Here is a 26,793-nt window from a genome sequence, read left to right as displayed (position 1 = left end):
CGGCGAAGGTTCTTTCCGGGCGAAGGCGGTGGCCCGGATGCGCTGCCGGACTTGCCGGGAATTGTGAGGCGTATCGGAATGGCGAATAACAAGTACAATGAATCGATCGAGGACAAAGCGTTCAAGGCATTGGACGAGGCGCTTCAGATCGATTTCGGCCAGGAAAACGTGCCGTCCCGCCGCGGTAACGCGCCCCACGCCCCGGAGGCTAATGTGACTGACCCATCCAATGCCCGTAATCAGGCCCAGGAAGAAGCACAACGCCGCCGCGGCCGCGCTGGCCGCACAGGCGATCAGTCGGCACCGCGGGCACCCGCCTTCGCCCCTGCCAACGATGCCAGCCGCAATTCACCTGCCTCGCTTCTGAAGTCCCTGGAAAACGGCTCCAGCCGCCCTGCCCTGCGCACGGCCACTCTCGTCTCCATTCTGTGGGTGGTCATCGGCCTCGGCCTGATGTTCATGCTCTATGCGCCTCAGATCGCGCAGATCCGCTCGCTGACCGATCTCGCCGCCCTGCCGGGCGTGATCGCCGGCATCGTCGGCATCGTCGTGCCGGTCATGATGTTCTATGCCTTTGCCATCATGATCTCGCGTGCCCAGGACATGCGCAACGCCGCCCGGTCCATGGCCGAGGTTGCGCTGCGCCTTTCCGAGCCGGAAACCATTGCGTCTGAACGCATCATGACGGTCGGCCAGGCCGTGCGCCGCGAAGTCTCGGCCATGAACGAAGGCATCGAGCGCACCATTGCGCGTGCTTCCGAACTCGAAACGCTCGTGCATTCCGAAGTGAATGCGCTGGAGCGCTCCTACGCAGATAACGAACTGCGCGTTCGCGGCCTTGTCCACGAGCTCGGCTCCGAGCGCGAGGCGATCGTCAACCATGCCGATCGCATCCGCTCTTCCATCGCCGGCGTCCACGACCAGCTCAAGGAAGAACTGTCGCTCGCCACCGAAGAGATCGCCATCCGTCTTGCGACCTCGGGCGAAGCCTTCGCCTCGCTGATTGATACGCGCGCTGCCGCGATCATGGAGAAGTCGGACAGCGCCATGCAGTCGCTTGGTACGCTGCTGGCCGCCAAGACCGATACGCTGCTCCATACGCTGACCGCTTCGGGTCTTGCGATCGGCAATGAATTCGACAACCGCCTGGACGCGCTGACCAACACGATCAACGAACATGGCGAGCGCCTGCTCACCCAGTTCGAGACGCGCGCCTCGACGATGGACGCCAGCACCGAGCGCCTGAATGCGGCGCTGCAAGAGCGCACCCAGCAGCTCAACGAGATCCTGATTTCGCGCACCCGCGAGATCAATGAGAGCCTTACGACGGGCGAACGCACGATCGGCGGCACGCTTGATGACGTGCTTTTCCGCCTGAACGCCGCACTCGACGAAAAGGGTTCGAGCTTCCGCCAGAGCCTGCAATCGACGGCCGACGATGCCGTCATGGATCTCGACGTGCGCTCCGGCTTCTTCGAGGAGCGCCTGCAGACGACCGTCGCCCATCTTTCGACTGCCTTCGACGAACGCGTCGCCGAATTTACCGACGCCTTCGACAAGCGCGCCGGTTCGCTCGACACCAAGCTCATCGAGAGCCTTACTCGTATCAACGAGACGCTGTCGGGCAACGCCGATTCCATCGATAACATCCTCAATTCCAATATCGATCGCCTCGGCACGTCCATGACCGAGCAGTCGCTGGCGCTGGCGACCGCCTTTGCAACCGGCCAGGAAGTGCTGGAAGGCACGCTTGCCAGCCGTGCGGAAGAGATTACCTCGGCGCTGACGACCCGCACCGGCGAGCTCAGCTCCACCCTCGGCAACGCTACGTCGGAAATCTCGCTGGCGCTCGCCGCCGGTACCTCCGATCTGCAGAACAACCTTGCCGCCCGGGCGAGCGAATTCCGCGAAACGCTGCAGTCGACCACGACCGAACTCGCCGCTGCCATCGACAGCGGCACCGAAAAGGTCACGGGCGCATTCGGCGGTCGCGCCGAAGAGCTGAGCAGCGTTCTCGCCGCCCGCGCCGCTGAAATCACCGATGCGCTGAAGACTGCCCATACCGGCCTCGACAGCGTGATGGCCGAACGCGGCGGCGCCTTGATCGACGCACTCGCGGACCACCACGCCCGCTTCGACGAAGCGCTCACGAGCCGTTCCGAAGCCATCATCAATACCGTCTCGGGCACGCATGACCGTCTCGCCGAAACCCTCGACGAGAAGGCCATGGCGCTGGCGATTTCGCTGAACGAGACGCAGTCGCGCATCGAAGACACGCTGTCGACCCATTCGGAATCGCTCATATCAGCCGTTTCCGGCACACATGACCGCCTCTCCGACACGCTCGATGAAAAGGCGATGGCGCTTGCCATCTCGCTGAACGAGGGCCAGGCCCGTATCGACGATACGCTTGCGAGCCACTCGAAGGCCATCGTCGATGCGGTTTCCGGCACGCATGACCGCCTCTCCGACACGCTCGATGAAAAGGCGATGGCGCTTGCGATTTCGCTGAACGAAGGTCAGGCGCGCATCGACGACACGCTGGCGACCCGTTCTGAGGCGCTGCTCGGCGCCGTTTCCAGCACGCATGACCGTCTCGCCGAGACACTGGATGAACGGGCAATGGCGCTCGGCATTTCGCTGAACGAAACGCAGGCGCGCATCGAAGACACGCTGTCGACGCATTCGGAAGCGCTCATCAATGCCGTATCGGGCACACATGACCGCCTCGCCGAAACCCTTGACGAAAAGGCAATGGCGCTCGGCATTTCGCTGAACGAAACGCAGGCGCGCATCGAAGACACGCTGTCGACGCATTCGGAAGCGCTCATCAATGCCGTATCGGGCACACATGACCGCCTCGCCGAAACGCTCGACGAAAAGGCAATGGCGCTTGCCATCTCGCTGAACGAGAGCCAGAACCGCCTGGAAGACACGCTGACGGCGGGTGCTGACGCTCTCGTCAATGCGGCCGCCGGCACCCATGACCGGATCGCCGCATCGCTCGGCGAAAGCCAGCTCCGCATCGAGGAGGCGCTCGCCAGTCGCGCCGAATCCATCGTCCATGCCGTCACCAACAGCGCCGACCGCTTGTCCGATACGCTCGACGAAAAGACCATGGCGCTCGCCATTTCGCTCGACGACGGCCAGAGTCGCTTCGAATCCGCGCTCGAAAACCGCAGCAACGCCATCATGGACACTGTTGCCAGTGCCGAAGAGCGTGTTGCCGGCGCCTTTGCCGACCGCACGGAAGCGATCCGCGCCGCCTATACGGACAATCAGGCGCGTCTCGAAACCGCGCTTGCCGAGCACAGCGCTACGCTTTCGGAAGCTCTGGATGCCGGTGGCGCTCGCATGGAAGGCATCATCGGCAGCATGACGGGCCGCATCGAGGATAGCCTCATCGATGCGCAGCAGCGTCTGGGCAGCGTTGCGAACGATGCCGCAAACAACATCGAAGGTGGTCTCGAAGCCGCGCATGACCGCATCCGCGCCACGCTCGACGATCGCACCAATGCCATCACCCTGTCGCTGACCGAGGCCCATAACCTCATCAACGACACGCTCTCCGAACAGGCGACCTCGATCGGTACGTCGGTTGCGACGAGCATCGGCATGCTCGAAATGTCGCTGGAAGATCGCGAGGCCGCGATCCGCCAGGCGATCGACAACAGCGCCCAGACGCTCGAGAACCGCATGCGCGAAAGCGCGGGCCAGATCGCCGGCCGCTTCCAGGAAGCCGCCAACACGATCTCGCGTTCCGCCGCCGATTTCTCCGGCCATCTCGACCATTCCGTCGACAATCTCACCGGTCGGTTCACTGAAACCGGCGCTCGCGTCGAAGCCGGACTTGCCGCCATCGAGGCTCGCATCGCCGATGGCGTCGGCGGCGTGGCTGATAAGGTCGACGCGGCAGGCAATCATCTCTCCGGCGTGCTGAACCACGGTATCTCCCGCCTCGGCGCGATCGGCGACGACACAGCCGAGCGCATCGCCACAACGCTCGGCAACAGCGCCGCAAATCTGACGCATGCGCTCGACAGCCGCAGCACCAGCCTGACCGAGGCCCTCGATAGCCGCGCCGCCAGCCTGACGGAAGCACTGCATGCCGGCACTGCCAACCTCACCCAGGCCCTCGACAACAGCAGTGCAAACCTCACGCAGGCTCTGGACAGTCGTCGGGCAAACCTTGCCGAAACGCTCGACAACAGCAGCGCGGCCATGGCGCAATCGATCGATGGCCGCACCGCGGCACTGAGCGACATGATGGAGCGCGGCAACGCGCGCATCGAAGAACGTCTCTCCACCATGGACCGCGCTCTGACTGTCGGTCTGGATGCCGTAAACCGCACGATCGAAGGCAAGGCCGCGGGTCTCGCCGCAAGCCTGCGCAGCGCCGTTGCCGAAGCTGCCGAAGGCATGGATGGCGAAGCCACGAAGTCCTCGGAACTGCTCAGCCGGACCGGCCAGCAGTTCGCCGAAGCCATGGAAGAGCGCTCCTCGCAGATCGTCAACCGCGTCGCCGAGGCACAGAGCCGCCTCGCCGGCCAGGCTGCTGCCGTTGCCCAGACCTTCTCCGAGGCCGGCAACGTGATCGTCAGCAAGGTGGCGGAAGCAGAGAGTATCGTCAGCAACCAGGTCAACGCCATCAATCACGCGCTCGCCGATGCCGGCCAGACGCTGGAAGCACATGGCAACGCCATCCGCTCGACCTTGACGGATGCCGGTGGCCAGATCACATCGAGCATGGCTGATGTCGACCGCGCGCTCGAAGCCCGCACCAGCATCATCCGCTCCAGCCTGGAGCAGCGTGCCCGCGAGATCGATACGACGCTCACCGATATCGACAAGGCGCTGGAAGCCCGTGGCAGCTCGATCCGCGCAACGCTCGACGAGCGCACACGCGAATTGAATTCCATGCTGGCCGGCCGCTCCACCGAGCTGACGCGCATTCTCGATGAGACGGCGCGCCCGATCATCGACCGCTACACCGATGCCGGCCAGGAAGCCGCTGCCCGCATCAGCGCGGCCGCAAGCCTCAGCGCCGAGCGCCTGCGTGCGGAAAGTGACGCAGTCACCCAGGCCGTCGCAGCGCGTGCCGAAAACGTCGCCAATGCCGTCGCCGCCATCGAGAACAGCCTGACGAACAACGTCAACGGCCTCGTCCAGCGACTGTCGGAAAGCAGTGCCGCCATGGCCATGATGATGACGCGTGCCGCCGACCAGCTGACCGGCGTCGACGGACGTCTCAGTGACACGACCTCGCGCTTCACGGACTCCGCCGCCAAGGCCGCCGAAATGGTGTCTGCCTCCACCCGCCTTCTCGAAGGCAAGGTCGACCGCCTGTCGGATATATCAGGCCAGACGCTCGCCCAGGTTGGCAGCATCATCGGTCGCTTCGACGATCACTCGAAGGTTCTGGGCCAGGCCTCGCATCTCCTTGCCGCCGCCCAGTCGGGCCTCGTCTCTACGCTGGAAGAGCGCGAAGACGCCCTGCAGACGCTGGCGGCCGGCCTCGTCCAGCGCTCGGGCGAGATCGAAAAGACCATGCGCGGCCTCGGCGGCATGATCGAGACGGTCTTCGAGCGCGCCGAACAGCGTTCCAACCAGGTCACCGGCACGCTGCGCCAGAGCGTCCAGGCCTCCTTCGCCGACATCGGCCGTGTGCTCGCCGATACCGAAAAGCGCGCCGAAGATGCCGCCTCCGCCATGCGCGAGGCGATCAGCCGTGCCGGCGAGGAAGCCAATGCGACGATCGACAGCAGCTTTGCCAATGTCGAGCGCCGCTCCGGCGATCTTTCCAACCGCCTGCGCGGCGGGTTGACGGCCTCGCTCTCGGAAGTCGAGCGCATGCTCGGCGAAGCAGGCCGCGCCTCAGACAGTGCGGCGCAGAACCTGCGTGAGTCGCTCCGCGATGCAATCGATGAAGCCGTCAGCCGCTTCTCGGGCGCAACTGAGGAAATCCGCCGCTCCGCAGCCGATATCCGCAGCGAACTCGACACCACCCGCGCCGAACTGAAGCGCGGCGCCTTCGACCTGCCGGAAGAAGCCAAGGAAAGCGCGTCTGCCATGCGCCGGGCCGTCGCCGAGCAGATCAAGGCCCTGCAGGATATTTCGCAGATCGTCGGCCGCTCCAGCCAGCGGCTCGAACTCTCCGAGCCGGTCGCCCGCACGCTTGCCCAGGCCGAGCCTGCTCCGCGCGTTACCCAGCCGGTGATCCCGACGGCGCCTGCCCCGCAGCCGGCACCGACTGCGCGCCAGTCGATCGAATCCATGGGCCTGCGCGGCACTATTTCGCCAGCCCCGGCCGCAGCGCCCGCTCCGGCTCCTGCACCCGCTCAGCAGCAGCGCCCGGTCGCCCAGGCTCCGCAGCCGGCCCCTGCTCCAGTTCGCCAGGAAGCCCCGCGCACGGAAGGCGCTGGCGGCGGCTGGATCAGCGATCTCCTGCGCGGCGCCTCGCGTGAAGAGGCCGAAGAGGCTTCGCGTGCTCCGGCCCGCCCGGCTGCCGAGGCGGCCGCTCCGGCCCCTGCTCCTGCCCAGCGCGCCAATGACAGCCGCAACCCGCGCCATGTCGTTGAATCGCTGAACTCGCTCTCGGTCGATATCGCCCGCGCCATCGATCATGACGCCTCGGTCGACCTGTGGCGCCGCTACCAGCGGGGCGAGCGCGACGTCTTTACCCGTCGCCTCTACACGCTGAAGGGCCAGCAGACCTTCGACGAGATCAAGCGCAAGTATGATCGCGAGCCCGAATTCCGTACCGCCGTCGACCGCTACATCGGCGATTTCGAAAAGCTGCTCGCCGATGTCGCCCGCACCGATCCGAACCGTACGGTGACGCAGTCCTACCTGACCTCCGACACCGGCAAGGTCTATACGATGCTGGCCCATGCGGCGGGCCGGTTGAACTGAGTTATCGGGCAAAACCTGACATGGTGAGACAAAAGGGGTCATCTGTGGATGGCCCTTTTTTATTGCCGCGGCTCCCTCATTCCGTCACAAACATCCCTGATCCGCATGGGTCGAACGGGGTGACCCCGGCCAGACCAATCACCAAGCCACCCGCTTGCCACGACAGAGACCGTAGATATTGATGACCAAGACGACCTCCCGGCTGATAGCCGCCGCCTTCTCGTCCGCATTTCTTCTGGGCGCGTTCATTCAGGCAGAAGCCGGCCAGGCAAGTTTTCTGGTGGACGTGCAGACCGGCCAGGTTCTCGAAGCCTCCAACCAGGACGATCTGAATTATCCCGCATCACTGACGAAGATGATGACGCTCTACCTCACCTTCCAGGCGCTGCATGACAAACGCCTGACCTGGGACCAGAAGATCAGCATGTCGGAAAATGCCGAGAGCAAGGAGCCCTTCAAGCTCGCTGTCGGTGCCGGCCGCAAGGTCACGGTCAAGGAGGCTGTCGAAAGCATCGTGGTGCTCTCGGCCAATGATTCCGCTGTAGCGCTCGCCGAACAGCTCGGCGGTTCCGAACAGGCCTTTGGCACGCTGATGACGGAAAAGGCCCGTGAACTCGGCATGAAGGACACCGTCTTCAAGAACCCGTCGGGCCTGCCGGACCCGGAACAGGTCACCACCGCGCGCGATATGGCCACACTTGGCGTTTCGCTGATGCGCGACTTCCCGGAGGAGTTCAAGCTCTTCTCCATGCGCGGCTTCCAGTTCCGCGGCATGAAGCTGCGCGGCCACAACAATCTCATGTATCGCTATAACGGCGTCGACGGCATCAAGACCGGCTTCACCGACGCGTCGGGCTATAACGTCGTGACCTCGGCCTCCAAGGACGGCCGCCGCGTCGTCGGCGTCGTCATGGGCGAAAAGACCGCAAACCTGCGTGACGACAAGATGGCCGGCCTGCTCGACAGCTATCTGCCGTCGGCTTCGACCGCGACCGCATCGGCGACAGGCGGCAACCCGACGATGACGGACGCCCAGCCGACCAAGTAAACTGTACAGACAAGTCAGGAACGAATAAGGCCCGAAACCGTCTGACGGTTTCGGGCCTTATTTTTGTAAAGAGAAGGGGCTTAGATCGACGTCAACGTCCAGCCAACAATCTGGTCGGTGACCGATGTAAAGGCACGGCCTAACCCCTTGACGAAACTCACGTTGTCGCCACCGGCCGGAGCGGTGGCCCGGAAGACTTGCTGGGCACGCACTGTGCCGTTTCGATCGTTGAGGATCTTGGCGGAAATCTCCACCACAGCCTTGTTGCCAGACGCCGCGTCGATCTCGAAGGAACGGATGTCGGTCACGAGCTGATAGTCGATCGCCAATCCCTGCCCCGGCTTTCCGACGCCGCCGAGCTTTCCGGAATTCTCGAAGGCCTGGACGAGCTTCGACTGCACCATGCGCGGCAGCGTATCGCTCCACTGCGAGCGCGACAGATACTGAATTTCCGAGGGCGAAACGCGGATGACGATCTGGTCGCTGTTCAGCGCCTTCAGCGCCGTCGGATCGGCAATCAGGATCTGCTTGTTCTTGGCCGACGGACCGGTGCCATCGACCGTGGCTGCAGAGAGATCGTAGGTGTCGTTCTTCGCCGCCGTTCCGCAACCTGCGAGAAGTGCTGCCGTCAGCGGCAAAATAATCGCCGTTCCACGGATCCAGGAACGGCGCGACATCACATGCGATAGACCCATATTACGCTACCCCTGACCTCTGTTCTTATTTCCCGCAATTCCTGACTGAAGCCGCTTAGCGCCGCGTGCGCCCGTCATATTGCTTGACCGTCGGCCCGCCGAAAATGATCCGCTGCGGGTTCTGGTCGAAATTGCTGATGGCATTGTTGAGATTGTTCGCCGTGCCGCGCAGCTCGTTGACCAGCGTCTGGACGTCACTGAGCCCGCTGCCCGAGAAGCGCTGCAGATTGTCGGCGATCGGCCCGATGCGCGCATTGACGCTGTCGGCGACCTTCTTGAAGGATGCGAGTGTCGCGCGCGCCTCGGTGAAGAGCGAATTCGTATTGTCTGAGCCAAGCAGCGCATCGACCTTGATGAGGATGCCGTCGACGCGCGTCGAAGCCGAGTTCAGCTTGTTCGCCATCTGCTGGACGTCCTGGATCGTCTGATCGATGTCTTTCTTGCGGTCTCTGACGGTATCGGTGACATCGCGGATCGAGGCGACAGCGGTGCGGGCATCTTTGGTCGCCTGGGCGATATCGTCGACCGAACCCTTCACCTTGTTGGTGTCGATGGCGGCGACCAGCGTATCGACACGATCGAGTGTGACCTGCGCCTTCTTGCCGAATTCGTTATAGGTCGTCACCGTCTGGTCGACCTTGTCGACGAGACCCTTCAGATCGCCGGAGGCGTCGGCTATGTCACGGCTCACCTTCTCGGCATTGCTCAGGATCGTATTGATCTTCTTCGCGTCGACCGCCTTCACCAGATCTTCGACGGCTGCAAGCGTCGAGTCGACGCGGCCCGAGACATTGCGCACCGTGTTGGAGAGATCGCCCACACTCTGCAGGAAGCTGTCGATATTGCCGGAATTCTTGGCGATCGCATCCGAGAAGGTCTCGGCATTCTGCAATGTCTTGGTCAGCGGCCCGCGTGCATCGCGCACGAAGCCCTGCACTTCGCCAACGGCATCATTGGCGCGGTCGAGGATCTTGTCGGCGGTCGCAAGCAGATTAGTGACGCTCGACTGGTCTGCGACGATCACGGCGCGCTTGCCGCTTTCCAGCGCCTGCTGAAGAATATTCTTGTCTTCCTTGCGGCCGCCCGAAAGCTCGATATAGGCCGCACCCGTCAGGCCCTGGATTTCAAGGGCCGCCTTGGTGGATGGATAGATCGGCGCATCCGAGCGTACTTCGGTAAAGGCCAGCGAATATTGCGGGTCGTCGGCATCGATGGAGAGCGTCAGCACCGAACCGACCTGGATGCCGTTGAAACGCACCGGCGAGCCGACGCTCAGGCCGTTGGCGGAGCCCGGAATACGCACGATCAGCTCGGCCATCGGCCCGCTGCGGCCATATTCGGCCATCCAGTAGACGAAGCCGAATGCGGCAGCGATCACCAGAACGGTGAAAAAGCCGACGATCGTGTAATTGGCTTTGGTTTCCATCGTCTCCGGTCACTTCCCGCTGTCATGCCGCGCCCGGGCCGCTGGCGCGTCGTCCTGCGGCACGATCGAACGCGCGCGCTTGCCCTTGAAGTAAGCCTGAACCCACGGATCGTCGTAGGCCAGCATGTCGTCGATCGTTCCTTCCACCATTACCCGCTTCTTTCCAAGCACGGCAATACGGTCGCAGACCGAAAACAGGCTGTCGAGGTCGTGGGTCACCATATAGACGGTTAACCCCAGGCTATCGCGCAGATTGGCGATCAACTCGTCGAATTCCGCCGCACCGATCGGATCGAGGCCCGACGTCGGCTCGTCGAGGAAGACGAGCTCGGGATCGAGCGCAAGCGCGCGGGCAAGCGCTGCGCGCTTGATCATGCCGCCCGAAAGCTCGGAAGGATATTTGTCGGCAGCGTCAGCGGCGAGGCCCACCATGCGGATCTTCAGATGCGCGAGCTCATCCATCAGCGAGGCTGGCAGGTCGAGATATTCGCGCATCGGCACCTGGATATTCTCCTTCACCGTCAGCGAGGAGAAGAGTGCGCCCTGCTGGAAGAGGACGCCGAGACGCATGTCGAGCGCATTGCGTTCCGGCTCGTCCAGCTCGTCGAAATCCTGACCCAAGATCTTGATGGTGCCGGAGCGGCGCGGCAGCAGGCGAAGCACGGTGCGCATCAGCACCGATTTGCCGGTGCCCGAAGCGCCGACGAAGCCGAGGATTTCACCGCGGTAGATATCGAGGTTGAGCTTGTCGAGAACCACTTTGGGTCCGAAACCGACCGTGACGTCGCGCGCCGACAGCACGACATCCCGGTTCCCGTTCTTGGTCGTCTCGATCGGTTGCTGATCCACGCCGCCCGCCATGTCAGAAGTCAATCGCTGCATAGAACATCGCAAAAAGCCCGTCCATCAGGATGACGACGAAAATCGCCTTCACGACGGAAGCCGTCACATGCTGGCCGAGCGATTCGGCGCTGCCGCCGACTTTCAGCCCCTCGACGGCTGCAACGATGCCGATGACGAGCGCCATGAAGGGCGCCTTGATCATGCCGGCCAATACGGTCGAAAGCGTCACGGCCTCATGCAGGCGCGACAGGAAGGTGGCAAAGGTAATGCCCGAATACAGATAGGCGACTGCAGCCGCACCCGCCAACGAGGCGAAGTTGGCAATGATGGTCAGGAGCGGCAGCGCAACCGTCAATGCCACCAGCCGCGGGAAGATCAGCACGCCGATCGGGTTGAGGCCCATCACCTTCAGCGCGTCGACTTCCTCGCGCATCTTCATGGAGCCGATTTCGGCGGTGATCGCGCTGCCCGAACGGCCGGCAATCATGATCGCGGTCAGAAGCACGCCGATCTCACGCAGCTGCAGGATGCCGACGAGATCGACGACGAAGATCTCGGCACCGAAATAGCGAAGCTGGAAGGCTCCCTGCTGCGCGATGATCGCACCGATCAGGAAGGACATCAGCAGGATGATTGGAACGGCGCGCACGCCCATATGATCGATCTGGTTGACGATCGAGGCCGGCGAAACGCCGCTGCCGCGGCCGAATTTCATCTGCGCGCCGCGCACCGCCGAGCCGAGGATATACATGGAGGCGGCGACATTGTCCCAGACATCGAGGGTCATCCGCCCGATCGGTGCGAGGATGCGCTCGGCGATCGACAGCTTCTCCTTCTGCTCGGGCTCCTGCTTTTCAGGCTCCTTGGAGAAGGTGGCGATCAACTCGTCGATATGCTGGCTCGTGCCCTCGAAGTGAACCGTTCGCCCCGCCTCTTCCTGCTTTTTCTTTAGCCGGCAAAGAAGCCAGATGCCGGCGGTGTCGATATCGGTGACATTGGCAAGATCGAGTGTCAGGTCACCGCTGTTGTTGCGTGACAGCTTCTCGAAATCCTGCAGGACGAGATGGATGTTGGCGCTGCGCCAGTTGCCTTCAAGATGCACATGCTGACCCGAGCCCCCGGCTCGGTCGTCCACATGCAGCGAGGCGGCGTTGCGTTTCTCGGACTTCAAAATACTTGTGTCTTTCAATGCTTGCAGCGACAGTCCCGACTCGCGAACATGGTATTCGCCGCCCGGCGCGTTAATATACAGAAGCAACGCGCAATTTCCATGCTCGCAGGAGAGCAAATATGCCGCGCCATCTTGATATCCAGATGAATTCATTCCCGATTGCGGGCTCTTTCACCATTTCCAGAGGGACAAAAACCTCTGCGGACGTGATCACCTGCACGTTGACGGAATCGGGAGCCAAGGGGCTCGGCGAATGTGTGCCCTATCGCCGCTATGGCGAGACGATGGAAAGCGTTCTGGCGCAGATCGAATCGGCTCGACCGTTGATCGAGGGAGGTATTTCGCGCGAAGAACTGCTGCACGCCATGCCGCTGGGCGCTGCCCGCAACGCCGTCGATTGCGCGCTCTGGGATCTGGAAGCCAAACTCTCGGGCAAGAGCGTCGCCTCCCGCCTTGATCTGCGCAAGCTGAAACCGCTGACCACGGCCTATACGATCTCGCTCGGCGAGCCCGATGTGATGGCAGCGCAGGCGCGCGAACATGCGCAACGTCCCCTCCTCAAGGTCAAGGTCGGCACCGGCGATGACGAAAGCCGCATCCGTGCCGTGCGTGCGGCGGCCCCCGATGCCGCCATCATTCTCGACGCCAATGAAGGCTGGCCGGAAGACAGGTTGGAACACCACCTGCGCATCGCTGCCGAAGCCAATATTGCCCTCGTGGAACAGCCTCTGCCGGCCGGCCGCGACGACATGCTGGCGGAGATCGCCCGCCATGTTCTCGTTTGTGCCGATGAGAGCGTCCATCACACCGGCGATCTCGCAAGCCTTGCTGACCGCTATGACGCTGTTAACATCAAGCTCGACAAGACGGGCGGCCTGACGGAGGCGCTGGAAATGAAGGCCGAGGGGCAGCGGTTAGGCTTTTCGATTATGATCGGCTGCATGGTCGGCACCTCGCTTGCCATGGCGCCGGCCGTATTGCTGGCGCAGGACGCCGATTTCGTCGATCTCGACGGCCCGCTGCTGCTTGCCCGCGACCGCGAACCCGGCCTGAATTATGCCGGCTCCCTCGTATTCCCGCCCGAAGCCACCCTCTGGGGCTGAAGGTAATAGGCGATGATGACGATGGCGAGCCCGAAGGCCGCGACACAGGCCATGACATAATAGCTGTTCAGCCCGAGCGCCGAATAGATATAGCCTGACGCGATGGTCATCAGGCCTGAAGCCATGCCGATATAGAAGAAATAGGCGCCCTGAGCCGAGGCTTCCTGTGTTTCCTGCACGGTGGCAACGATGCGCCGCTGCACGCCCGTATGCACGAAGGCATAGGTAAAGCCATGCAGGCATTGCAGCGCGAAGAAGCCGATGAAACTCGTCTCCGTCGGGAAGAACACCCAGCGGCACACGCTGACGGCACAGCCGAAACGAATCAGCGTCCAGGCATTGAAGCGGCGGTTGAGGCGCCGTGACAGGAAGAACACCGTTACTTCGGAGGCAACCCCTGCGCTCCAGAGGATTCCGACCTCCGTCCCGGAAAAGCCGAGCTGGTGCCAGTAGATCGAGGAAAAGGCGTTGAGCAGCGCATGGCTCGCCTGCTGGATTGAAACGCCGAGCAGCAACAGGAGCAGATGCGGCTCGCGAAGCCCGCTGCCCGTCGTCGCCGGAAGATTGATCGGCTGACCGCGCCGCCGCGTCGGCCCGATGCGCGGACAGAATATCGCCATCGTGATGGTCAAGACGAAGCCGAAGATCATCACGGGCAGCACCATTTCGCCACCCCAGCGCCCGACCAGCTCACCGCCGACGAGCGTTGAAATGATGAAAGCGATGGAGCCCCAGACGCGCATGGAGCCGTAATCGAGCCCCCAGCGGCGCACACCCGAGATCACAATCGATTCGACGACCGGCACATAGGGCGCAAACGTCGCGCCCTGCAGCGCAAAGACGATCAGCACCGGCCAGAAATCCGCCGTCCAGTAGAGCGCAATCGCCGTCAGGAGCGACAGGATGCCCGACCATAAAAGCACATGCGCCCGCTCCTGCATGCGGTCGGCAAAGACCGCCACGATCGGCGCGACGAGAACGCGCACCACCATCGGCACGGCGAGGATGGTGCCGATCTGATGATCATTGAACTGGTGAGTCGAAAGCCAGACGGGGAAGAAGGGCAGGACGATACCGTTGACCAGCAGCGGCGCGCTGTAGCAAAGCGCGCTGAACAGCCGGAAGCGCGGCGGCGCTCCCTCACCCGTTAAGGGATTTTGTGCGGGAATCATGGTGGACCTGAAGGAAACTCTGCGTTGCCTAACACATCCAATCAAACACGACTATGGCGAGAAATAGCCCTGCTGTAACGTTTCGGAGATAAGTCGAAACGATTTAAAAAATAAATAGGGCCTGTCGCCAGGCGGCAACGGCTAAATTCCTGGTGCACCGGCCAGGCCGGAGCGGTACGCCCACAATATTCAGGCGGCCTGCGGGGCGAAATCGCCCTCTTCAAGCAATTCGATTGAGGTCAGCGCCGGCACGTTGCTGGCCAATGCGCGCCACGTGATGAGTTCGAACGTGCCGTCCTCATGCTCGACGATCGCCGTGCAGCTTTCGACCCAGTCGCCGGTATTGATGTAGCGGATGCCGTCCATATCCTCGATCACGGCGTGATGGATATGGCCGCAGATGACGCCGTCGGCGCCGTTCTTGCGGGCTTCCTCGGCAACCACGCGCTGGAACTCACCGATGAAATTGACGGCATGTTTGACCTGCAGCTTCGCCCAGGCCGAGAAGGACCAGTAGGGCATGCCAAGGCGGCGGCGGACCGCTGCGAGCACGATGTTGATGCGAATCGCCGTGTCGTAGGCCCAGTCGCCGAGATATGCGAGCAGCCGGGCGTTGCGCACGACGACGTCGAATTCGTCGCCATGCAGGATCAGGTACTTCTTGCCGTCGGCGCCGTCATGGATGATGCGCTCGACGACCTCGATGCCGCCGAAATGCATGCCCGGAAAGGCGCGCAGGAATTCGTCGTGATTGCCCGGGATATAGACGACACGTGTACCCTTGCGCGCCTTGCGCAAGAGCTTCTGGACCACGTCGTTGCAGACCTGCGGCCAATACCAGCTGCGCTTCAGGCGCCAGCCATCGACGATATCGCCGACGAGGTAGATCGTGTCTGCCTCGTGATATCTAAGGAAATCCAGCAGGAAATCCGCCTTGGCGGCCTTCGAGCCGAGATGCACATCGGAAATGAAGAGGGTGCGGAAGCGCCGAGGTTCCATCATGTCTGTCACAAGCCTTTCCGCTCGTGTCCCATCGTTCTTCGTCTGGTCTTCCAAAATCAGACTCGTGTTTCAGGAAGATGACAAGGCTGTGGGAAAGCGGTGCAACCTGTTCATACAGGCTAGATGTGGAGCGCTGGGTGGCCGACTTCACGCCAACACCTCCACATTCCGGCGCTGGCGCGAAATTCCTTTCCTAAAACATCAATCCTCAGGCAGTCCGCACCGTCGCCATCGGCTTCACGTTCTGGTTCATCCGGAACAGATTGTTCGGATCGTAACGCCGCTTGATCTCAGCAAGGCGGGCGTAGTTGGCGCCATAGGCGGCTTCGACCCGGTCGGTTTCGTCGTCAGGCATGAAGTTGATATAGGCGGTTCCCACAGCATGCGGCTTGGTGGCCTCGAAAAGCTCGCGCGCCCAGCCGACGCAGTTTCCATCCATCCCGGTTTCCCGCCAGCGGGCATGCACGTTCATGACGAAATGCGAGCTGCGCTGCGGAAACGCGGTGGCCTCGTTGGCCACCCGGCCGGCAGCACCCCCGACATGACCGATGAAGATCTCGCATTCTGGGCCGGGCAGCCTGCGCACCGCCTTGAGCAGCACGTCGATCGCCGCATCGGACAGGGAAGCGAAATCCTGGCTTTTCCAGTAATTGCGCGCACCTGGTGTGAGCAGCGGATCGAAGGCCTGCTGCCAGCCGGTGAACGGCATCGGGCCGACGATATCGGCAATCGGCTTTCCGATAGCGCGCAACCTGGCCGCAGCCTTTTCACCCGCCGCGACATCTCCGCAATAGCACATCGCCAGCACCACGATCTCCTTGCCATGCCATTCGGCCGGCAGGAAGGGCAGCGGCGGCGCCTGGCGCATCACCACCCAGCAGGTCAGTTCGTCGGGCGCCGCCTCCAGCGCCTGCCGGTATTCCTTCAGCACCTTTTCCGCATCGGCGAAGGGATGCACGACGAGCCCGGCGAGAACCTCGGTGTCGAGCGGGTTGAGCTTGAACTCGAAGGAGGTCACGACGCCGAAATTCCCGCCGCCGCCGCGCAGCGCCCAGAAGAGATCGGGCTTATCCGTCTCGCTCGCCTTGACCAGTTCGCCATCCGCCGTCACCACGTCGACCGAGAGCAGATTGTCGAGGGTCAGTCCGAATTTGCGGGTCAGCCAGCCGAAGCCGCCGCCAAGCGTCAGGCCGGCGATGCCTGTCGTGGAATTGATGCCGGTCGGCAGCACCAGCCCGAAGGCCAGCGTTTCCTTGTCGACATCGGCAAGCGTTGCGCCCGGCTCGATCCTGGCACGCCGCGTCTGCGGATCGACCCGCACCGATTTCATCGCCGACAGGTCGATGACGACGCCGCCGTCGCAGACGGCGTTGCCGGCAATGCCGTGCCCGCCGCCGCGCACCGAAACGAGAAGATTGTTGTCGCGCGCGAACCGCACCGCCCGAACGACATCGGCAGCGCCCGCGCAGCGCGCGATGAGGCCGGGCCGCCGGTCGATCATCGCATTCCAGATCGCCCGCGCCTCGTTGTAATTCATATCCTTGCTGGTCAGGAGACTGCCGCGAAATCCGGCGGCAAATGCATCGATGGCCACGTCATTGACCATCGTCTGACCCCTTTGCAAGGTCGTGAGGTTCAAGTTGTCCATGATTTCCTCCATGCGACCGGCGCCCCGCACCGTCGCGCACGGCATTCTGCGCTTGCCGCCCTCGCCAGACAAGTTTCCCCAAAAGGATTAGCTGGTGGCAACCGCTCGGCACCAAGGGCCGCCCCGCCCCCGCACGAAAACTTTCCCCACGCCGCATTTCCATACTGTCGCCCGTATCCGATTGATGTATGGAGAAGTCTTCAAAAGACTTCGAACGACACACCGGAGGCGGCGATGGATCACCAGGAAAAATCCAAAACGGAAAAGAATCTGACGGGGGGAAGCCTCGACGACCAGGCGCTTTTCTTCCACCGCTATCCGCGCCCCGGCAAGCTGGAAATCCAGGCGACCAAGCCGCTCGGCAACCAGCGCGACCTGGCGCTCGCTTATTCTCCCGGCGTCGCCGCCCCCTGCCTCGCCATCCGTGACAATCCTGAAACTGCGGCCGACTATACATCGCGCGCCAACCTCGTTGCCGTGATCTCCAACGGTACCGCCGTGCTCGGCCTCGGTAATATCGGCCCGCTCGCTTCCAAGCCGGTCATGGAAGGCAAGGCCGTTCTCTTCAAGAAATTCGCCAACATCGATGTTTTCGATATCGAAGTGGATGCAACGGACGTCGACCAGATGGTTTCGACCGTCGCCTCGCTGGAACCGACCTTCGGCGGCATCAACCTCGAAGACATCAAGGCGCCGGAATGCTTCCGGATCGAGAAGCAGCTGCGCGAGAAGATGAAGATCCCGGTCTTCCACGACGACCAGCACGGCACCGCGATCATCGTCGCCGCTGCCATCCTCAACGGGCTGGAACTGGCCGGCAAGAAGATCGACGAGGTGAAGATCGTCGCGTCAGGCGCCGGTGCCGCCGCGCTTGCCTGTCTCAACCTGCTCGTGACGCTCGGCGCCAAACGCGAAAACATCTGGGTCCACGATCTCGAAGGCCTCGTCTATGAAGGCCGCGTCGAGCTGATGGACGAGTGGAAAGCCGTCTACGCCCAGAAGAGTGACACGCGCTCGCTCGCCGAAAATATCGGCGGCGCCGATGTCTTCCTCGGTCTCTCGGCCGCCGGCGTGTTGAAGCCGGAACTTCTGGCGCAGATGGCCGACAAGCCGCTGATCATGGCGCTTGCCAACCCGACGCCGGAGATCATGCCGGATCTCGCCCGGGCCGCCCGCCCGGACGCGATGATCTGCACCGGTCGCTCCGACTTCCCGAACCAGGTCAACAACGTTCTCTGCTTTCCCTATATTTTCAGGGGTGCGCTGGACTGTGGTGCCGAGACGATCAACGAGGAAATGAAGATGGCCGCCGTGCGCGCCATCGCAGCCCTCGCCCGCGAAGAGCCTTCGGACGTTGCCGCGCGTGCCTATTCCGGCGAAACCCCGGTTTTCGGTCCCGACTACCTCATCCCCTCGCCCTTCGATCCGCGCCTCATCCTGCGCATCGCCCCTGAAGTCGCCAAGGCTGCTGCCGAAAGCGGTGTCGCGCGTCGTCCGATCGCCGATTTCGACGCCTATCTCGACCAGCTGAACCGCTTCGTCTTCCGCTCCGGCTTCATCATGAAGCCGATCTTCACGGCCGCCAAGGTAGCAGAGCGCAAGCGCGTCATCTTCTCCGAAGGCGAAGACGAACGCGTGCTGCGCGCCGCCCAGGTGCTGCTCGAAGAAGGCATTGCCGAACCGATCATTATCGGCCGTCCGCAGGTCATCGAAACGCGCCTGAAGCGTTACGGCCTGCGCATCCGGCCGTTGCAGGATTTCGACGTCATCAACCCCGAGGACGATCCGCGCTTTCGCGAATATGTCGATCTCTATCTGCAGCTGGTGGGACGCCGCGGCGTCATCCCGGAAGCGGCGCGCACCATCGTGCGCACCAACACGACCGTCATCGGCGCGCTGGCGCTGAAGCGCGGCGAAGCCGACGCGCTGATCTGCGGCCTCGAAGGCCGTTACGAGAAGCACCTGCGCGATGTGCGCCAGATCATCGGCAAGCGCCCGAACGTGCGCGATTTCTCGGCTCTCAGCCTGATGATCTCGCAGCGCGGCGCGACGTTCTTCGCCGACACCTATGTGACCTTAAATCCGACGGCAGAAGACATCGCCGAGGCAACGGTTCTCGCTGCCGAAGAGATCAAGCGCTTCGGCATCACCCCGCGCGCCGCCCTCGTCTCGCATTCGAATTTCGGCTCGCGCGAATCCGAAAGCGCCACCAAGATGCGCAACGCACTGCAGCTCGTGCGGGAAGCGGCTCCCGATCTCGAAGTCGACGGCGAAATGCATGGCGAAAGCGCCATCTCCGAGGAACTGCGCCGCCGCGTCATGCCGCACACCACGCTGAACGATGAAGCCAACCTGCTGGTCTTCCCGAACCTCGATGCGGCCAACATCACGCTCGGCGTCGTCAAGTCGATGACCGACGGCCTGCATGTCGGCCCGATCCTGCTCGGCACGGCGATGCCGGCGCATATCCTGGCGCCGTCGGTCACCTCGCGCGGCGTGGTCAATATGGCGGCGCTCGCTGTCGTAGAGGCATCGCAGCCGGCCTAAGCCGGTTGCGCGTCGGCATCTGGAAAATCAGGCACGCCGTATCGATCGGCGTCCCTGATCTGCCAGCGCATCGGCCCGTTCGTTGCCATCGGTGCCGGAATGGCCCTTGCACCAGACGATGCTTATAAGGGAATTCTCGGATAGCTGGATATCGACGGCTTTCCAGATTTTCGCATCTGATATCGCTCGGTTTCTGGCCTTGCCGGTCGGGTTGCTTTTCTTCCAGCCATTGTTCCTCCAGATCGCACGCCTGCTGTTGCAGCCTTCGACGGCGTAGGCGGAATCGGACCAGATGACTGCCGCTACGCCTGTTGCTGTGCCGTTGATCCAGATTGCCGCTTCAAGCACGGCCGTCACTTCCATCGCATTATTGGAGGAATCCCTTGCACCGCCAAAGCCGGAGGCGATCTCGACGCCATCGCGATAGGCGACGAAGGCCCATCCCCCGTGCCCTGCGCCGGGGTCAAAACAACCGTCCACGAAAACGTGAAGGCCCTGCTGGGTATCCGGTATTTCTGCGGACGTTTCGCATGTGCAGGATTCGTCGGAAATATCTGTCATATCAACTGTCTAGATATTAACGGTCTCCCGCGTGATTGCAGGAGACAGGAAAGTGGAAGCATCCGGCTTGCTGGATAAGATCGCAAAAATACGCTAGGAATTACTGCGAGCTTATTAAGGGAAACACGTTAAGACAAAGCGCGGTGGATTGAAGCCGCAACGCACTGATAGATGCTTTTCTCTTTCCGGAACGACGTCGTGAAGCGCCGAAACCTGTATCTCGTTTTCTGTCTGGCATTCGCGGCTCCTGCGGCGGCGCAGACCAATGCGATCTGTGAGGATCTGCGCGGGCGCCTTGCCGACCTGCCGCAAACCTTCGGCAACAGCAGCAGCGAGATGCGCCAATATGCCGGCGCGCTTGCCGAACAGAATCTCGAATTGCGTAAGGTGCGCAGCGATCTGCGCCGGTATGGCTGCACCTCCGGCAGCATGGTCGTCGTTGGCGGCGACAACGCCGGCTTCTGCTCCGAACTTGAGCATGCTGAAGCCAAGATGGTCGACAACATCGGCTTCCTTCAGGAACGCCGCAGCGAGTTGCGCCAGTCCGGCCCCGATGCGGCCCGCGAGGAGCTAATGGCCGCGCTCGAAGATAATGACTGCAACAGCGACAGCTTCAGCGGACCTGCCGAAGGCAACGCTTACGCGCCGGCTCCGAGCATCGAAGAGCAGGCCATGCGCAGCGACACGTTCATCCCGCTCGGCGGCGGCGAGCGCTACGGCCTGCCGCGCGCCGAAATGCTCTCGCCCGTCAGTACCATCTGCGTGCGCACCTGCGATGGTGGCTTCTTCCCGATCAGCAACAATGCCACCTCGGTCGATTTCGACCGTGATGCCGCGACCTGCGCGAAGATGTGCCCCGGCGTCGAAACGGAACTCTTCTATCGCGACGTTTCCAGTACCGAGACCTCGAACATGATTTCGACGGCAACGGGAACGCCCTACAGCGCGATGAAGAACGCCTTCGCCTACAAGACCCGTGCACCTGGCGAAAAATCCGCCTGCTCCTGCAATCTGTCTGCCTATTACGAGCAGATGCGAAAGAGCCAGGCCGCCTATGCGCCGACGCCCGAGCCGAAGGGCTCGATCACCGCGATCCAGACGGAAGCGCCGAAGGCGGCTAGCACCCCGCCTGCCCCCCCGCCGCAGGTGGCGGATCGCCCCTATGATCCCTCTGCCAGCAAGGTCCGGCAGGTCGGGCCGCAATTCCTTGCCGGCGATGAGGGCAAGATCGATCTCGCTAATCCGGCGACATCCGGCCCCCAACCTCAACAGCAGTAGTTACCGGCTCACGGTCTGATCGTCCCCAGCCGTCATGGAAGACGAGATCTTCCAGCGGCATGCGTTGCCGCCAGCCTTTGACCGCCAGTTCCGGCTGGTCATAGAGCCGGTCGACGAACCCGGCGCAGAGCCAGGCCACGACTTCGATATGATCGGGAATGCCGAGGATTTCCTTCAGGTCGCCCTCACGAAAAATGCTGACCCAGCCGATGCCGACGCCTTCTGCTCGCGCTGCGAGCCACAGGTTCTGGATGGCACAGACGGTGGAATAGCTATCCATGCGCGGATTGTGCGTGCGCCCGAGCACCACGCTGCCGCTGCGGGTGGGGTCGCAGGTCACGCAGATGCCGAGCGGCGCCTCGACGATGCCTTCGAGCTTCAGCGAGCGATAGGCCTGCCGCCGCTCGCCGGTAAACATCCGGGCCGCTTCCTCATTCGCCCTCGTGAAGGCATCGCGCACCTGCGCCCTCACCTCGGCACTCTTCACCAGAATGAAATTCCACGGCTGCATGAAGCCGACCGAAGGTGCGTGATGCGCTGCCGTCAACAATCGCGTGACGAGATCATCAGGCAGGGAATCAGGCAGAAACTGGCTGCGCACGTCGCGCCGCGTCGTGATGGCATGATAGACGGCCTCGCGTTCGGCCGCAGAAAAGCTGGATGCCGGGCAAACGGCATCATCAATGGGTCGCATCGTCAAATCCCCAACAACGCAACCGCCCGCCGTCCGCGCGGGTTGGGTCTATCTTGCCAGGCCGGTCTTCTGACTTGGCGTCATCCACTTGGCCGCAGCCTTCCCGGCCTGGAGGCCAGTGGCGTGGTGAGCGGCAAGCGTCGGCCTTACAGCGTTGGGCACGTTCCGGTCTTGCACCGGATTCCCGATTCTCCCGCTTGTGACGGCGGGCACCTGACGGGCGATCTATGGCGTGGAAACGGCATGGCAGCAAGTCAATTCAGCGAATAGGCCTGGAACGGAACTGCATCTCCGCCGCTGCCCGCTAAGGGGCTCTCACCTGTAAAATTCTGCGTGACAATTGGTTTCCGCATCGCTACATAGCCTGCATGTCGATCTCGTCCGTCTACGCATCGCGATTTTATTCGTACCGCTGCTTCCAGCGGATGCGGGTCTGTGCGTAACCAAAACTAACGCGACGACAACCCGAACAGCCGCTAGTCTACCTGGCGGCTTTTTTGTTCCGCACGGTATGACCAAACAGGAGAGCATGCCGTGACTGACACTATTGATGATCTGCGCATCGTCGAGATCACCCCGCTGACCAAACCTGCCGATATTATCAAGGAAATCCCGCGTGACCGCGCGATTACCAAGACCGTGACCAGCACGCGCGACACGATCCACAATATCCTGACCGGTCAGGACGACCGCCAGCTGGTCGTCATCGGCCCCTGCTCGATCCATGATCCGGCAGCCGCCCGTGAATATGCGTCACGGCTCGTCGAGCAGCGACGACGCCTGTCCGGCGAGCTCGAAATCGTCATGCGCGTCTATTTCGAAAAGCCTCGCACGACCGTCGGCTGGAAAGGCCTGATGAACGACCCGCATCTCGACGGCACCTACCGCATCGAGGAAGGCCTGCGTCTCGCCCGCCGCCTGCTACTCGACATCAACGCCATGGGCCTCCCGGCCGGCTGCGAATTCCTCGATACGATCACGCCGCAATACATAGCCGATCTCGTCAGCTACGGCGCCATCGGCGCGCGCACGACCGAAAGCCAGATCCACCGCCAGCTCGCCTCGGGTCTCTCCTGCCCGATCGGCTTCAAGAACGGCACGGATGGCGGCGCGCGCATCGCGCTCGATGCCATAGTAGCAGCCTCCCAGCCCCACCACTTCCCGGCTGTGACCAAGGACGGACAGGCGGCGATTGCCTCCACCCGCGGCAACGAGGACTGCCACATCATCCTGCGCGGCGGCAAGCGCCCGAATTACGAGGCGGCGGATGTGCAGGCTGTGATCGCTGAGGCCGTCAAGCTCGGCGTCGATCCGCGCATCCTCATCGATGCCAGCCACGCCAACAGCAGCAAGGACCCGATGAACCAGCCGAAGGTCGTCCGCGACGTCGCCGGCCAGATCGTCGCCGGCAACCACCACATCAAGGGCATGATGATCGAGAGCAACCTCGTCGCCGGTCGCCAGGACCTCGTTCCCGGCAAGCCGCTGGTCTACGGCCAGTCGATCACCGATGGCTGCATCGGCTGGGATATGTCGGTGGATGTGCTCGAGGATCTGGCGAAGGCCGTCCGCGACCGCCGCAAGGCTGCTGTCGCGGCCTGATTGGCACTATCAAGCGCGGCGGGCAGACACCCGCCGCCCATTCACAGGCTGCTCACGCCTTGGCCGTCTTCCCGTTAATCGTCTTTAGCCTTCAGGTCCGTGAGTTCTACCTTTGGAATAGGTGGCGGCCCGCAATCGCGAAGATCACCTTTTGCTACACAGCCACCATTCCTCACAAGACCCGTACTTTAGCCGACAGCTTTCTGCCGTCGTACATCTCGAAAGTGGCGCCGCGTTGCAGTAGATGGTGAGGTGCGTCGTCGACTAGAAACCGTGCCGTTCCATGCGATAGTTCGCTAAACTCCAACACTATGCTCCAAGCAGTTTGCGGCCAATCGGGATCGGCCCCAAACTTAGCTGGCGCTACGTAACGGCCGGGAGCCACGATTTTGTCGCGGGCTATATCGCTCCAGACTATGTCAACATTGCTTTTCATCTGTACGCTCCGAAATGCACGGCCATGCTATCGAGGTTTCGGAGAGGAACAATGACCGGTAGGGGCGCTGCGCTGCCCCACCCGCACCCCATCATTAAATGGCGGTGCGCCCTCTCAAGGCCTCACGGGAAAATACCGGACATAGGCGAATTCCTCGCCATCGGGCGACCAGTTCGGCACGTTGATCGTGCCCTGCCCGCCAAAGAGCTTGAACAGTTCCGTCAGGTTGCCGCCGTCCATGTCCATCACGCGCAGCCGCACGTTCAGATCACGCGGATGGTCGAAAACGTCAGGGTCATAGGAGAGGATCAGCACCTTGTCATTGTTGGGTGATGGATGGGCGAACCAGTTGCCGTAATTGTCCGATGTCACCTGCTCGAGACCGGTGCCATCGGGATGGATGCGCCAGATCTGCATCAGGCCGGTGCGGCTGGAATTGAAGTAGATCCACTGCCCGTCCGCCGACCAGTCCGGCCCGTCGTTTCGGCCTTCGCCATGCGTCAGCCGCTTCTCCTCGCCGCCATCGACCGAGATCGTGTAAATATCGAAGACGTCGTTGCGGATGCCGCAATAGGCAAGCTCGCGCCCGTCAGGCGACCAGCCATGCCAATAGGACGGCAGGTTCTTGGTGATCAGCCGCGGCTTGCCGCCCTCGATCGGCAGGATATAGATTGCCGACTTGCCGAATTCGGTCTTGTCGGAAATGACGATCTCTTCGCCATCAGGCGAAATGCCGTGGTCGTTGTTGCAGTGGACGGCAAAGCCGGTATCGACCTTCTCGACAAGATCGCTGCCGTCGAGCCGCAGGCGATAGAGCAGCCCGTCGCCATTGATCAGCAGATAGGCGCCGTCGCGTGAGAAATTCGGCGCCTCTACCAGCGCTTCCGTCTGCCAGATGACACGGCTTTCGCCCCGCCGCACATTGTAGATCTCAACTGAGCTGCGCATTCATCCCTCCCAGACTTTTGAGGCGTCTCAGCGATCCCGGAACCGGTTGGTGATCGGATAGCGCCGGTCGCGGCCGAAATTCTTCTTGGTGATCTTCACGCCCGGCGCCGACTGGCGGCGCTTGTATTCGGCGAGATAGAGCAGATGCTCGATACGGTGGACCGTCTCGACATCATGGCCGCGGGCCACGATCTCCTCGACACCCATTTCCCGCTCGACGAGGCATTCGAGAATATCATCGAGGACAGGATAAGGCGGCAGCGAATCCTGATCCTTCTGGTCAGGGCGAAGCTCGGCCGAGGGCGCCTTGTCGATGATATTCTGCGGAATGACCACACCCGAGGGGCCAAGCGCATCCGGCGGCACATTCTCGTTGCGCCAGCGGGCCAGCGCATAGACCTGCATCTTGTAGAGGTCCTTGATCGGATTGAAGCCGCCGTTCATGTCGCCATAGAGCGTCGCATAGCCGACAGACATTTCCGATTTGTTGCCGGTCGTGACCACCATCGAGCCGAACTTGTTGGAGATCGCCATCAGGATGGTGCCGCGCGCACGGCTCTGCAGGTTCTCCTCGGTAATGCCGCTGTTCGTGCCCTCGAAGAGGTTCGACAGTGCTGAGGAAAACCCCGTTACCGGCGCCTCGATCGGCACGATGTCGTAGCGGCAGCCGAGCGCCTTGGCGCAATCGGCCGCATCTTTCAGCGAGTCTTCGGACGTATAGTGGTACGGCAGCATGACCGTGCGCACCCGCTCTTCGCCGAGCGCGTCGACGGCAATCGCCGCGCAGATCGCCGAATCGATGCCGCCCGATAGGCCGAGCACGACATTCTTGAAGCCGTTCTTGTTCACATAGTCGCGGAAACCGAGCAGGCAGGCGCGGTAATCGGCTTCTTCGCTTTCCGGAATGCGGGCCATCGGCCCTTCGGCGCAGCGCCAGCCATTTTCGGTGCGTTTCCAGGTCGTGACGGCAAGCGCGGCTTCGAACTGGCTGAGCTGGAAGGCGAGCGACTTGTCGGCATTGAAGGCAAAGCTTGCGCCGTCGAAGACGAGCTCGTCCTGGCCGCCGAGTTGGGCGGCATAGACCATGGGAAGGCCGGTTTCGATGACCTGCTTCAGCACCACCTGATGGCGGATATCGACCTTGCCGCGATAATAGGGCGAGCCGTTCGGCACGAGCAGGATTTCCGCGCCGCTTTCGGCAAGCGTCTCGCAGACGCCGAGGTCGCCCCAGATATCTTCGCAGATCGGAATGCCGATGCGCACGCCGCGGAAATTCACAGGTCCGGGCATGGCACCCTGGTCGAAGACGCGCTTCTCGTCGAACTCGCCATAGTTCGGCAAGTCGATCTTGTCTCTGATGGCAATGACCTTGCCGCCATCGAGCACGGCGATGGAATTGTAGCGCCCCGTCTCGTCCTGGCGCGGAAAACCGATGACGATGCCCGGCCCGCCATCAGCGGTATCAGCCGCAAGGCTTTCCACCGCCCTCCAGCAAGCCTGGATGAAGGCCGGCTTCAGCACCAGGTCTTCCGGTGGGTAACCGGAGATGAAAAGCTCGGTCATCATGAGGATATGCGCGCCCTGTCGCGCCGCATCGGCACGCGCCTCGCGCACCTTGGCAAGGTTTCCGGCGACATCGCCCACCGTAGGGTTCAGCTGGGCGATGGCGATGTTGAACGTATGGGAGAGAGCGTTTTCCTGTGTCAT

17 protein-coding genes and 1 riboswitch are annotated in these 26,793 nt (G+C 62.4%); of the genes, 6 read left to right on the top strand and 11 right to left on the bottom strand.

Annotation, left to right across the window (positions count from 1 at the left end):
• The first annotated feature begins 78 nt into the window (after nucleotides 1-78).
• The gene (locus tag FHT87_RS20400) at nucleotides 79-6,912 is read left to right on the top strand and encodes a hypothetical protein (RefSeq protein WP_183804612.1); all 6,834 of its coding nucleotides are present in this window, start codon (nucleotides 79-81) and stop codon (nucleotides 6,910-6,912) included.
• Between the two features lie 181 nt (nucleotides 6,913-7,093).
• Nucleotides 7,094-7,960, top strand: coding sequence for a D-alanyl-D-alanine carboxypeptidase family protein (locus tag FHT87_RS20395; RefSeq protein ID WP_183804610.1), 867 nt, complete (start codon nucleotides 7,094-7,096; stop codon nucleotides 7,958-7,960).
• Between the two features lie 80 nt (nucleotides 7,961-8,040).
• Here the strand turns inward: FHT87_RS20395 and FHT87_RS20390 are convergent, their stop codons facing one another.
• Genes FHT87_RS20390 through FHT87_RS20375 form a run of 4 tightly spaced genes read right to left on the bottom strand, consistent with a single transcriptional unit; the run spans nucleotide 8,041 to nucleotide 12,113 of the window.
• A complete protein-coding gene (locus tag FHT87_RS20390) occupies nucleotides 8,041-8,655 on the bottom strand; it encodes an ABC-type transport auxiliary lipoprotein family protein (RefSeq protein WP_183804608.1) in 615 nt (204 codons plus the stop codon).
• A gap of 55 nt (nucleotides 8,656-8,710) precedes the next feature.
• Nucleotides 8,711-10,081 carry an MlaD family protein gene (locus FHT87_RS20385; protein WP_183734897.1) on the bottom strand — a complete coding sequence of 457 codons (1,371 nt, stop codon included), beginning with the start codon at nucleotides 10,079-10,081 and terminating at the stop codon, nucleotides 8,711-8,713.
• A 9-nt stretch (nucleotides 10,082-10,090) separates the two neighbouring features.
• On the bottom strand, nucleotides 10,091-10,942 hold the full coding sequence (locus FHT87_RS20380; protein ID WP_183805071.1) for an ABC transporter ATP-binding protein: 852 nt from the start codon (nucleotides 10,940-10,942) through the stop codon (nucleotides 10,091-10,093).
• A gap of 1 nt (nucleotide 10,943) precedes the next feature.
• Nucleotides 10,944-12,113, bottom strand: a complete 1,170-nt coding sequence (locus FHT87_RS20375) for an MlaE family lipid ABC transporter permease subunit (RefSeq protein WP_183735100.1) — start codon at nucleotides 12,111-12,113, stop codon at nucleotides 10,944-10,946.
• A gap of 101 nt (nucleotides 12,114-12,214) precedes the next feature.
• On the opposite strand from FHT87_RS20375, the gene dgcA reads away from it, so the two are divergent.
• Nucleotides 12,215-13,198, top strand: coding sequence for an N-acetyl-D-Glu racemase DgcA (gene dgcA, locus FHT87_RS20370; RefSeq protein WP_183804606.1), 984 nt, complete (start codon nucleotides 12,215-12,217; stop codon nucleotides 13,196-13,198).
• Here dgcA and FHT87_RS20365 read toward each other — a convergent pair.
• The 3 genes from FHT87_RS20365 to FHT87_RS20355 form a co-directional block, all read right to left on the bottom strand.
• Nucleotides 13,150-14,370, bottom strand: coding sequence for an MFS transporter (locus FHT87_RS20365; protein WP_183804604.1), 1,221 nt, complete (start codon nucleotides 14,368-14,370; stop codon nucleotides 13,150-13,152). The two genes, dgcA and FHT87_RS20365, sit on opposite strands and share 49 nt — an antisense overlap.
• A 189-nt stretch (nucleotides 14,371-14,559) precedes the next feature.
• A complete protein-coding gene (locus FHT87_RS20360) occupies nucleotides 14,560-15,372 on the bottom strand; it encodes a UDP-2,3-diacylglucosamine diphosphatase (RefSeq protein WP_183735099.1) in 813 nt (270 codons plus the stop codon).
• 208 nt (nucleotides 15,373-15,580) lie between these two features.
• Entirely contained in the window at nucleotides 15,581-17,020 is a 1,440-nt protein-coding gene (locus tag FHT87_RS20355) for an FAD-binding oxidoreductase (protein WP_183804602.1), read from the bottom strand.
• Between the two features lie 234 nt (nucleotides 17,021-17,254).
• On the opposite strand from FHT87_RS20355, the gene FHT87_RS20350 reads away from it, so the two are divergent.
• Complete coding sequence (locus FHT87_RS20350; RefSeq protein WP_183804600.1) at nucleotides 17,255-19,567, top strand: NADP-dependent malic enzyme; 2,313 nt, start codon at nucleotides 17,255-17,257, stop codon at nucleotides 19,565-19,567.
• 27 nt (nucleotides 19,568-19,594) lie between these two features.
• On the opposite strand, the gene FHT87_RS20345 is transcribed toward FHT87_RS20350, so the two are convergent.
• Nucleotides 19,595-20,128, bottom strand: a complete 534-nt coding sequence (locus FHT87_RS20345) for a ribonuclease H (RefSeq protein WP_183734891.1) — start codon at nucleotides 20,126-20,128, stop codon at nucleotides 19,595-19,597.
• A gap of 198 nt (nucleotides 20,129-20,326) precedes the next feature.
• On the opposite strand from FHT87_RS20345, the gene FHT87_RS20340 reads away from it, so the two are divergent.
• Nucleotides 20,327-21,406 (top strand): DUF2865 domain-containing protein, encoded by a 1,080-nt coding sequence (locus FHT87_RS20340; protein WP_183804598.1) that lies wholly within the window; start codon nucleotides 20,327-20,329, stop codon nucleotides 21,404-21,406.
• On the opposite strand, the gene bluB is transcribed toward FHT87_RS20340, so the two are convergent.
• Nucleotides 21,366-22,100: a 5,6-dimethylbenzimidazole synthase gene (gene bluB, locus FHT87_RS20335; protein WP_183804596.1), complete on the bottom strand. Its 735-nt coding sequence runs from the start codon at nucleotides 22,098-22,100 to the stop codon at nucleotides 21,366-21,368. The genes FHT87_RS20340 and bluB overlap by 41 nt on opposite strands.
• 41 nt (nucleotides 22,101-22,141) lie before the next feature.
• Nucleotides 22,142-22,332: riboswitch (cobalamin riboswitch) on the bottom strand.
• Nucleotides 22,333-22,634: 302 nt separating this feature from the next.
• Between bluB and FHT87_RS20330 the strand changes: the two genes are divergently transcribed.
• Complete coding sequence (locus FHT87_RS20330; protein WP_183804594.1) at nucleotides 22,635-23,702, top strand: 3-deoxy-7-phosphoheptulonate synthase; 1,068 nt, start codon at nucleotides 22,635-22,637, stop codon at nucleotides 23,700-23,702.
• A gap of 550 nt (nucleotides 23,703-24,252) precedes the next feature.
• Here FHT87_RS20330 and FHT87_RS20325 read toward each other — a convergent pair.
• Together FHT87_RS20325 and FHT87_RS20320 are read right to left on the bottom strand one after the other, a co-directional pair.
• Complete coding sequence (locus tag FHT87_RS20325) at nucleotides 24,253-25,086, bottom strand: PD40 domain-containing protein (RefSeq protein ID WP_183804592.1); 834 nt, start codon at nucleotides 25,084-25,086, stop codon at nucleotides 24,253-24,255.
• A gap of 27 nt (nucleotides 25,087-25,113) precedes the next feature.
• A complete protein-coding gene (locus FHT87_RS20320) occupies nucleotides 25,114-26,793 on the bottom strand; it encodes an NAD+ synthase (protein WP_183805068.1) in 1,680 nt (559 codons plus the stop codon).

Source organism: Rhizobium sp. BK316 (assembly GCF_014193695.1).
Lineage (GTDB): Bacteria > Pseudomonadota > Alphaproteobacteria > Rhizobiales > Rhizobiaceae > Rhizobium.
The sequence above is the reverse complement of the archived record's forward strand: the minus strand, read 5'-3'. Positions and strand labels throughout refer to the sequence as shown.

Excerpts from the sequence above, each read along its gene's own strand:
- FHT87_RS20400 (WP_183804612.1), top strand. The coding sequence starts at position 79 with ATGGCGAATAACAAGTACAATGAATCGATCGAGGACAAAGCGTTCAAG.
- FHT87_RS20395 (WP_183804610.1), top strand. The coding sequence starts at position 7,094 with ATGACCAAGACGACCTCCCGGCTGATAGCCGCCGCCTTCTCGTCCGCA.
- FHT87_RS20390 (WP_183804608.1), bottom strand. The coding sequence starts at position 8,655 with ATGGGTCTATCGCATGTGATGTCGCGCCGTTCCTGGATCCGTGGAACG.
- FHT87_RS20385 (WP_183734897.1), bottom strand. The coding sequence starts at position 10,081 with ATGGAAACCAAAGCCAATTACACGATCGTCGGCTTTTTCACCGTTCTG.
- FHT87_RS20380 (WP_183805071.1), bottom strand. The coding sequence starts at position 10,942 with ATGGCGGGCGGCGTGGATCAGCAACCGATCGAGACGACCAAGAACGGG.
- dgcA (WP_183804606.1), top strand. The coding sequence starts at position 12,215 with ATGCCGCGCCATCTTGATATCCAGATGAATTCATTCCCGATTGCGGGC.
- FHT87_RS20365 (WP_183804604.1), bottom strand. The coding sequence starts at position 14,370 with ATGATTCCCGCACAAAATCCCTTAACGGGTGAGGGAGCGCCGCCGCGC.
- FHT87_RS20360 (WP_183735099.1), bottom strand. The coding sequence starts at position 15,372 with ATGATGGAACCTCGGCGCTTCCGCACCCTCTTCATTTCCGATGTGCAT.
- FHT87_RS20355 (WP_183804602.1), bottom strand. The coding sequence starts at position 17,020 with ATGGACAACTTGAACCTCACGACCTTGCAAAGGGGTCAGACGATGGTC.
- FHT87_RS20350 (WP_183804600.1), top strand. The coding sequence starts at position 17,255 with ATGGATCACCAGGAAAAATCCAAAACGGAAAAGAATCTGACGGGGGGA.
- FHT87_RS20345 (WP_183734891.1), bottom strand. The coding sequence starts at position 20,128 with ATGACAGATATTTCCGACGAATCCTGCACATGCGAAACGTCCGCAGAA.
- bluB (WP_183804596.1), bottom strand. The coding sequence starts at position 22,100 with ATGCGACCCATTGATGATGCCGTTTGCCCGGCATCCAGCTTTTCTGCG.
- FHT87_RS20325 (WP_183804592.1), bottom strand. The coding sequence starts at position 25,086 with ATGCGCAGCTCAGTTGAGATCTACAATGTGCGGCGGGGCGAAAGCCGT.
- FHT87_RS20320 (WP_183805068.1), bottom strand. The coding sequence starts at position 26,793 with ATGACACAGGAAAACGCTCTCTCCCATACGTTCAACATCGCCATCGCC.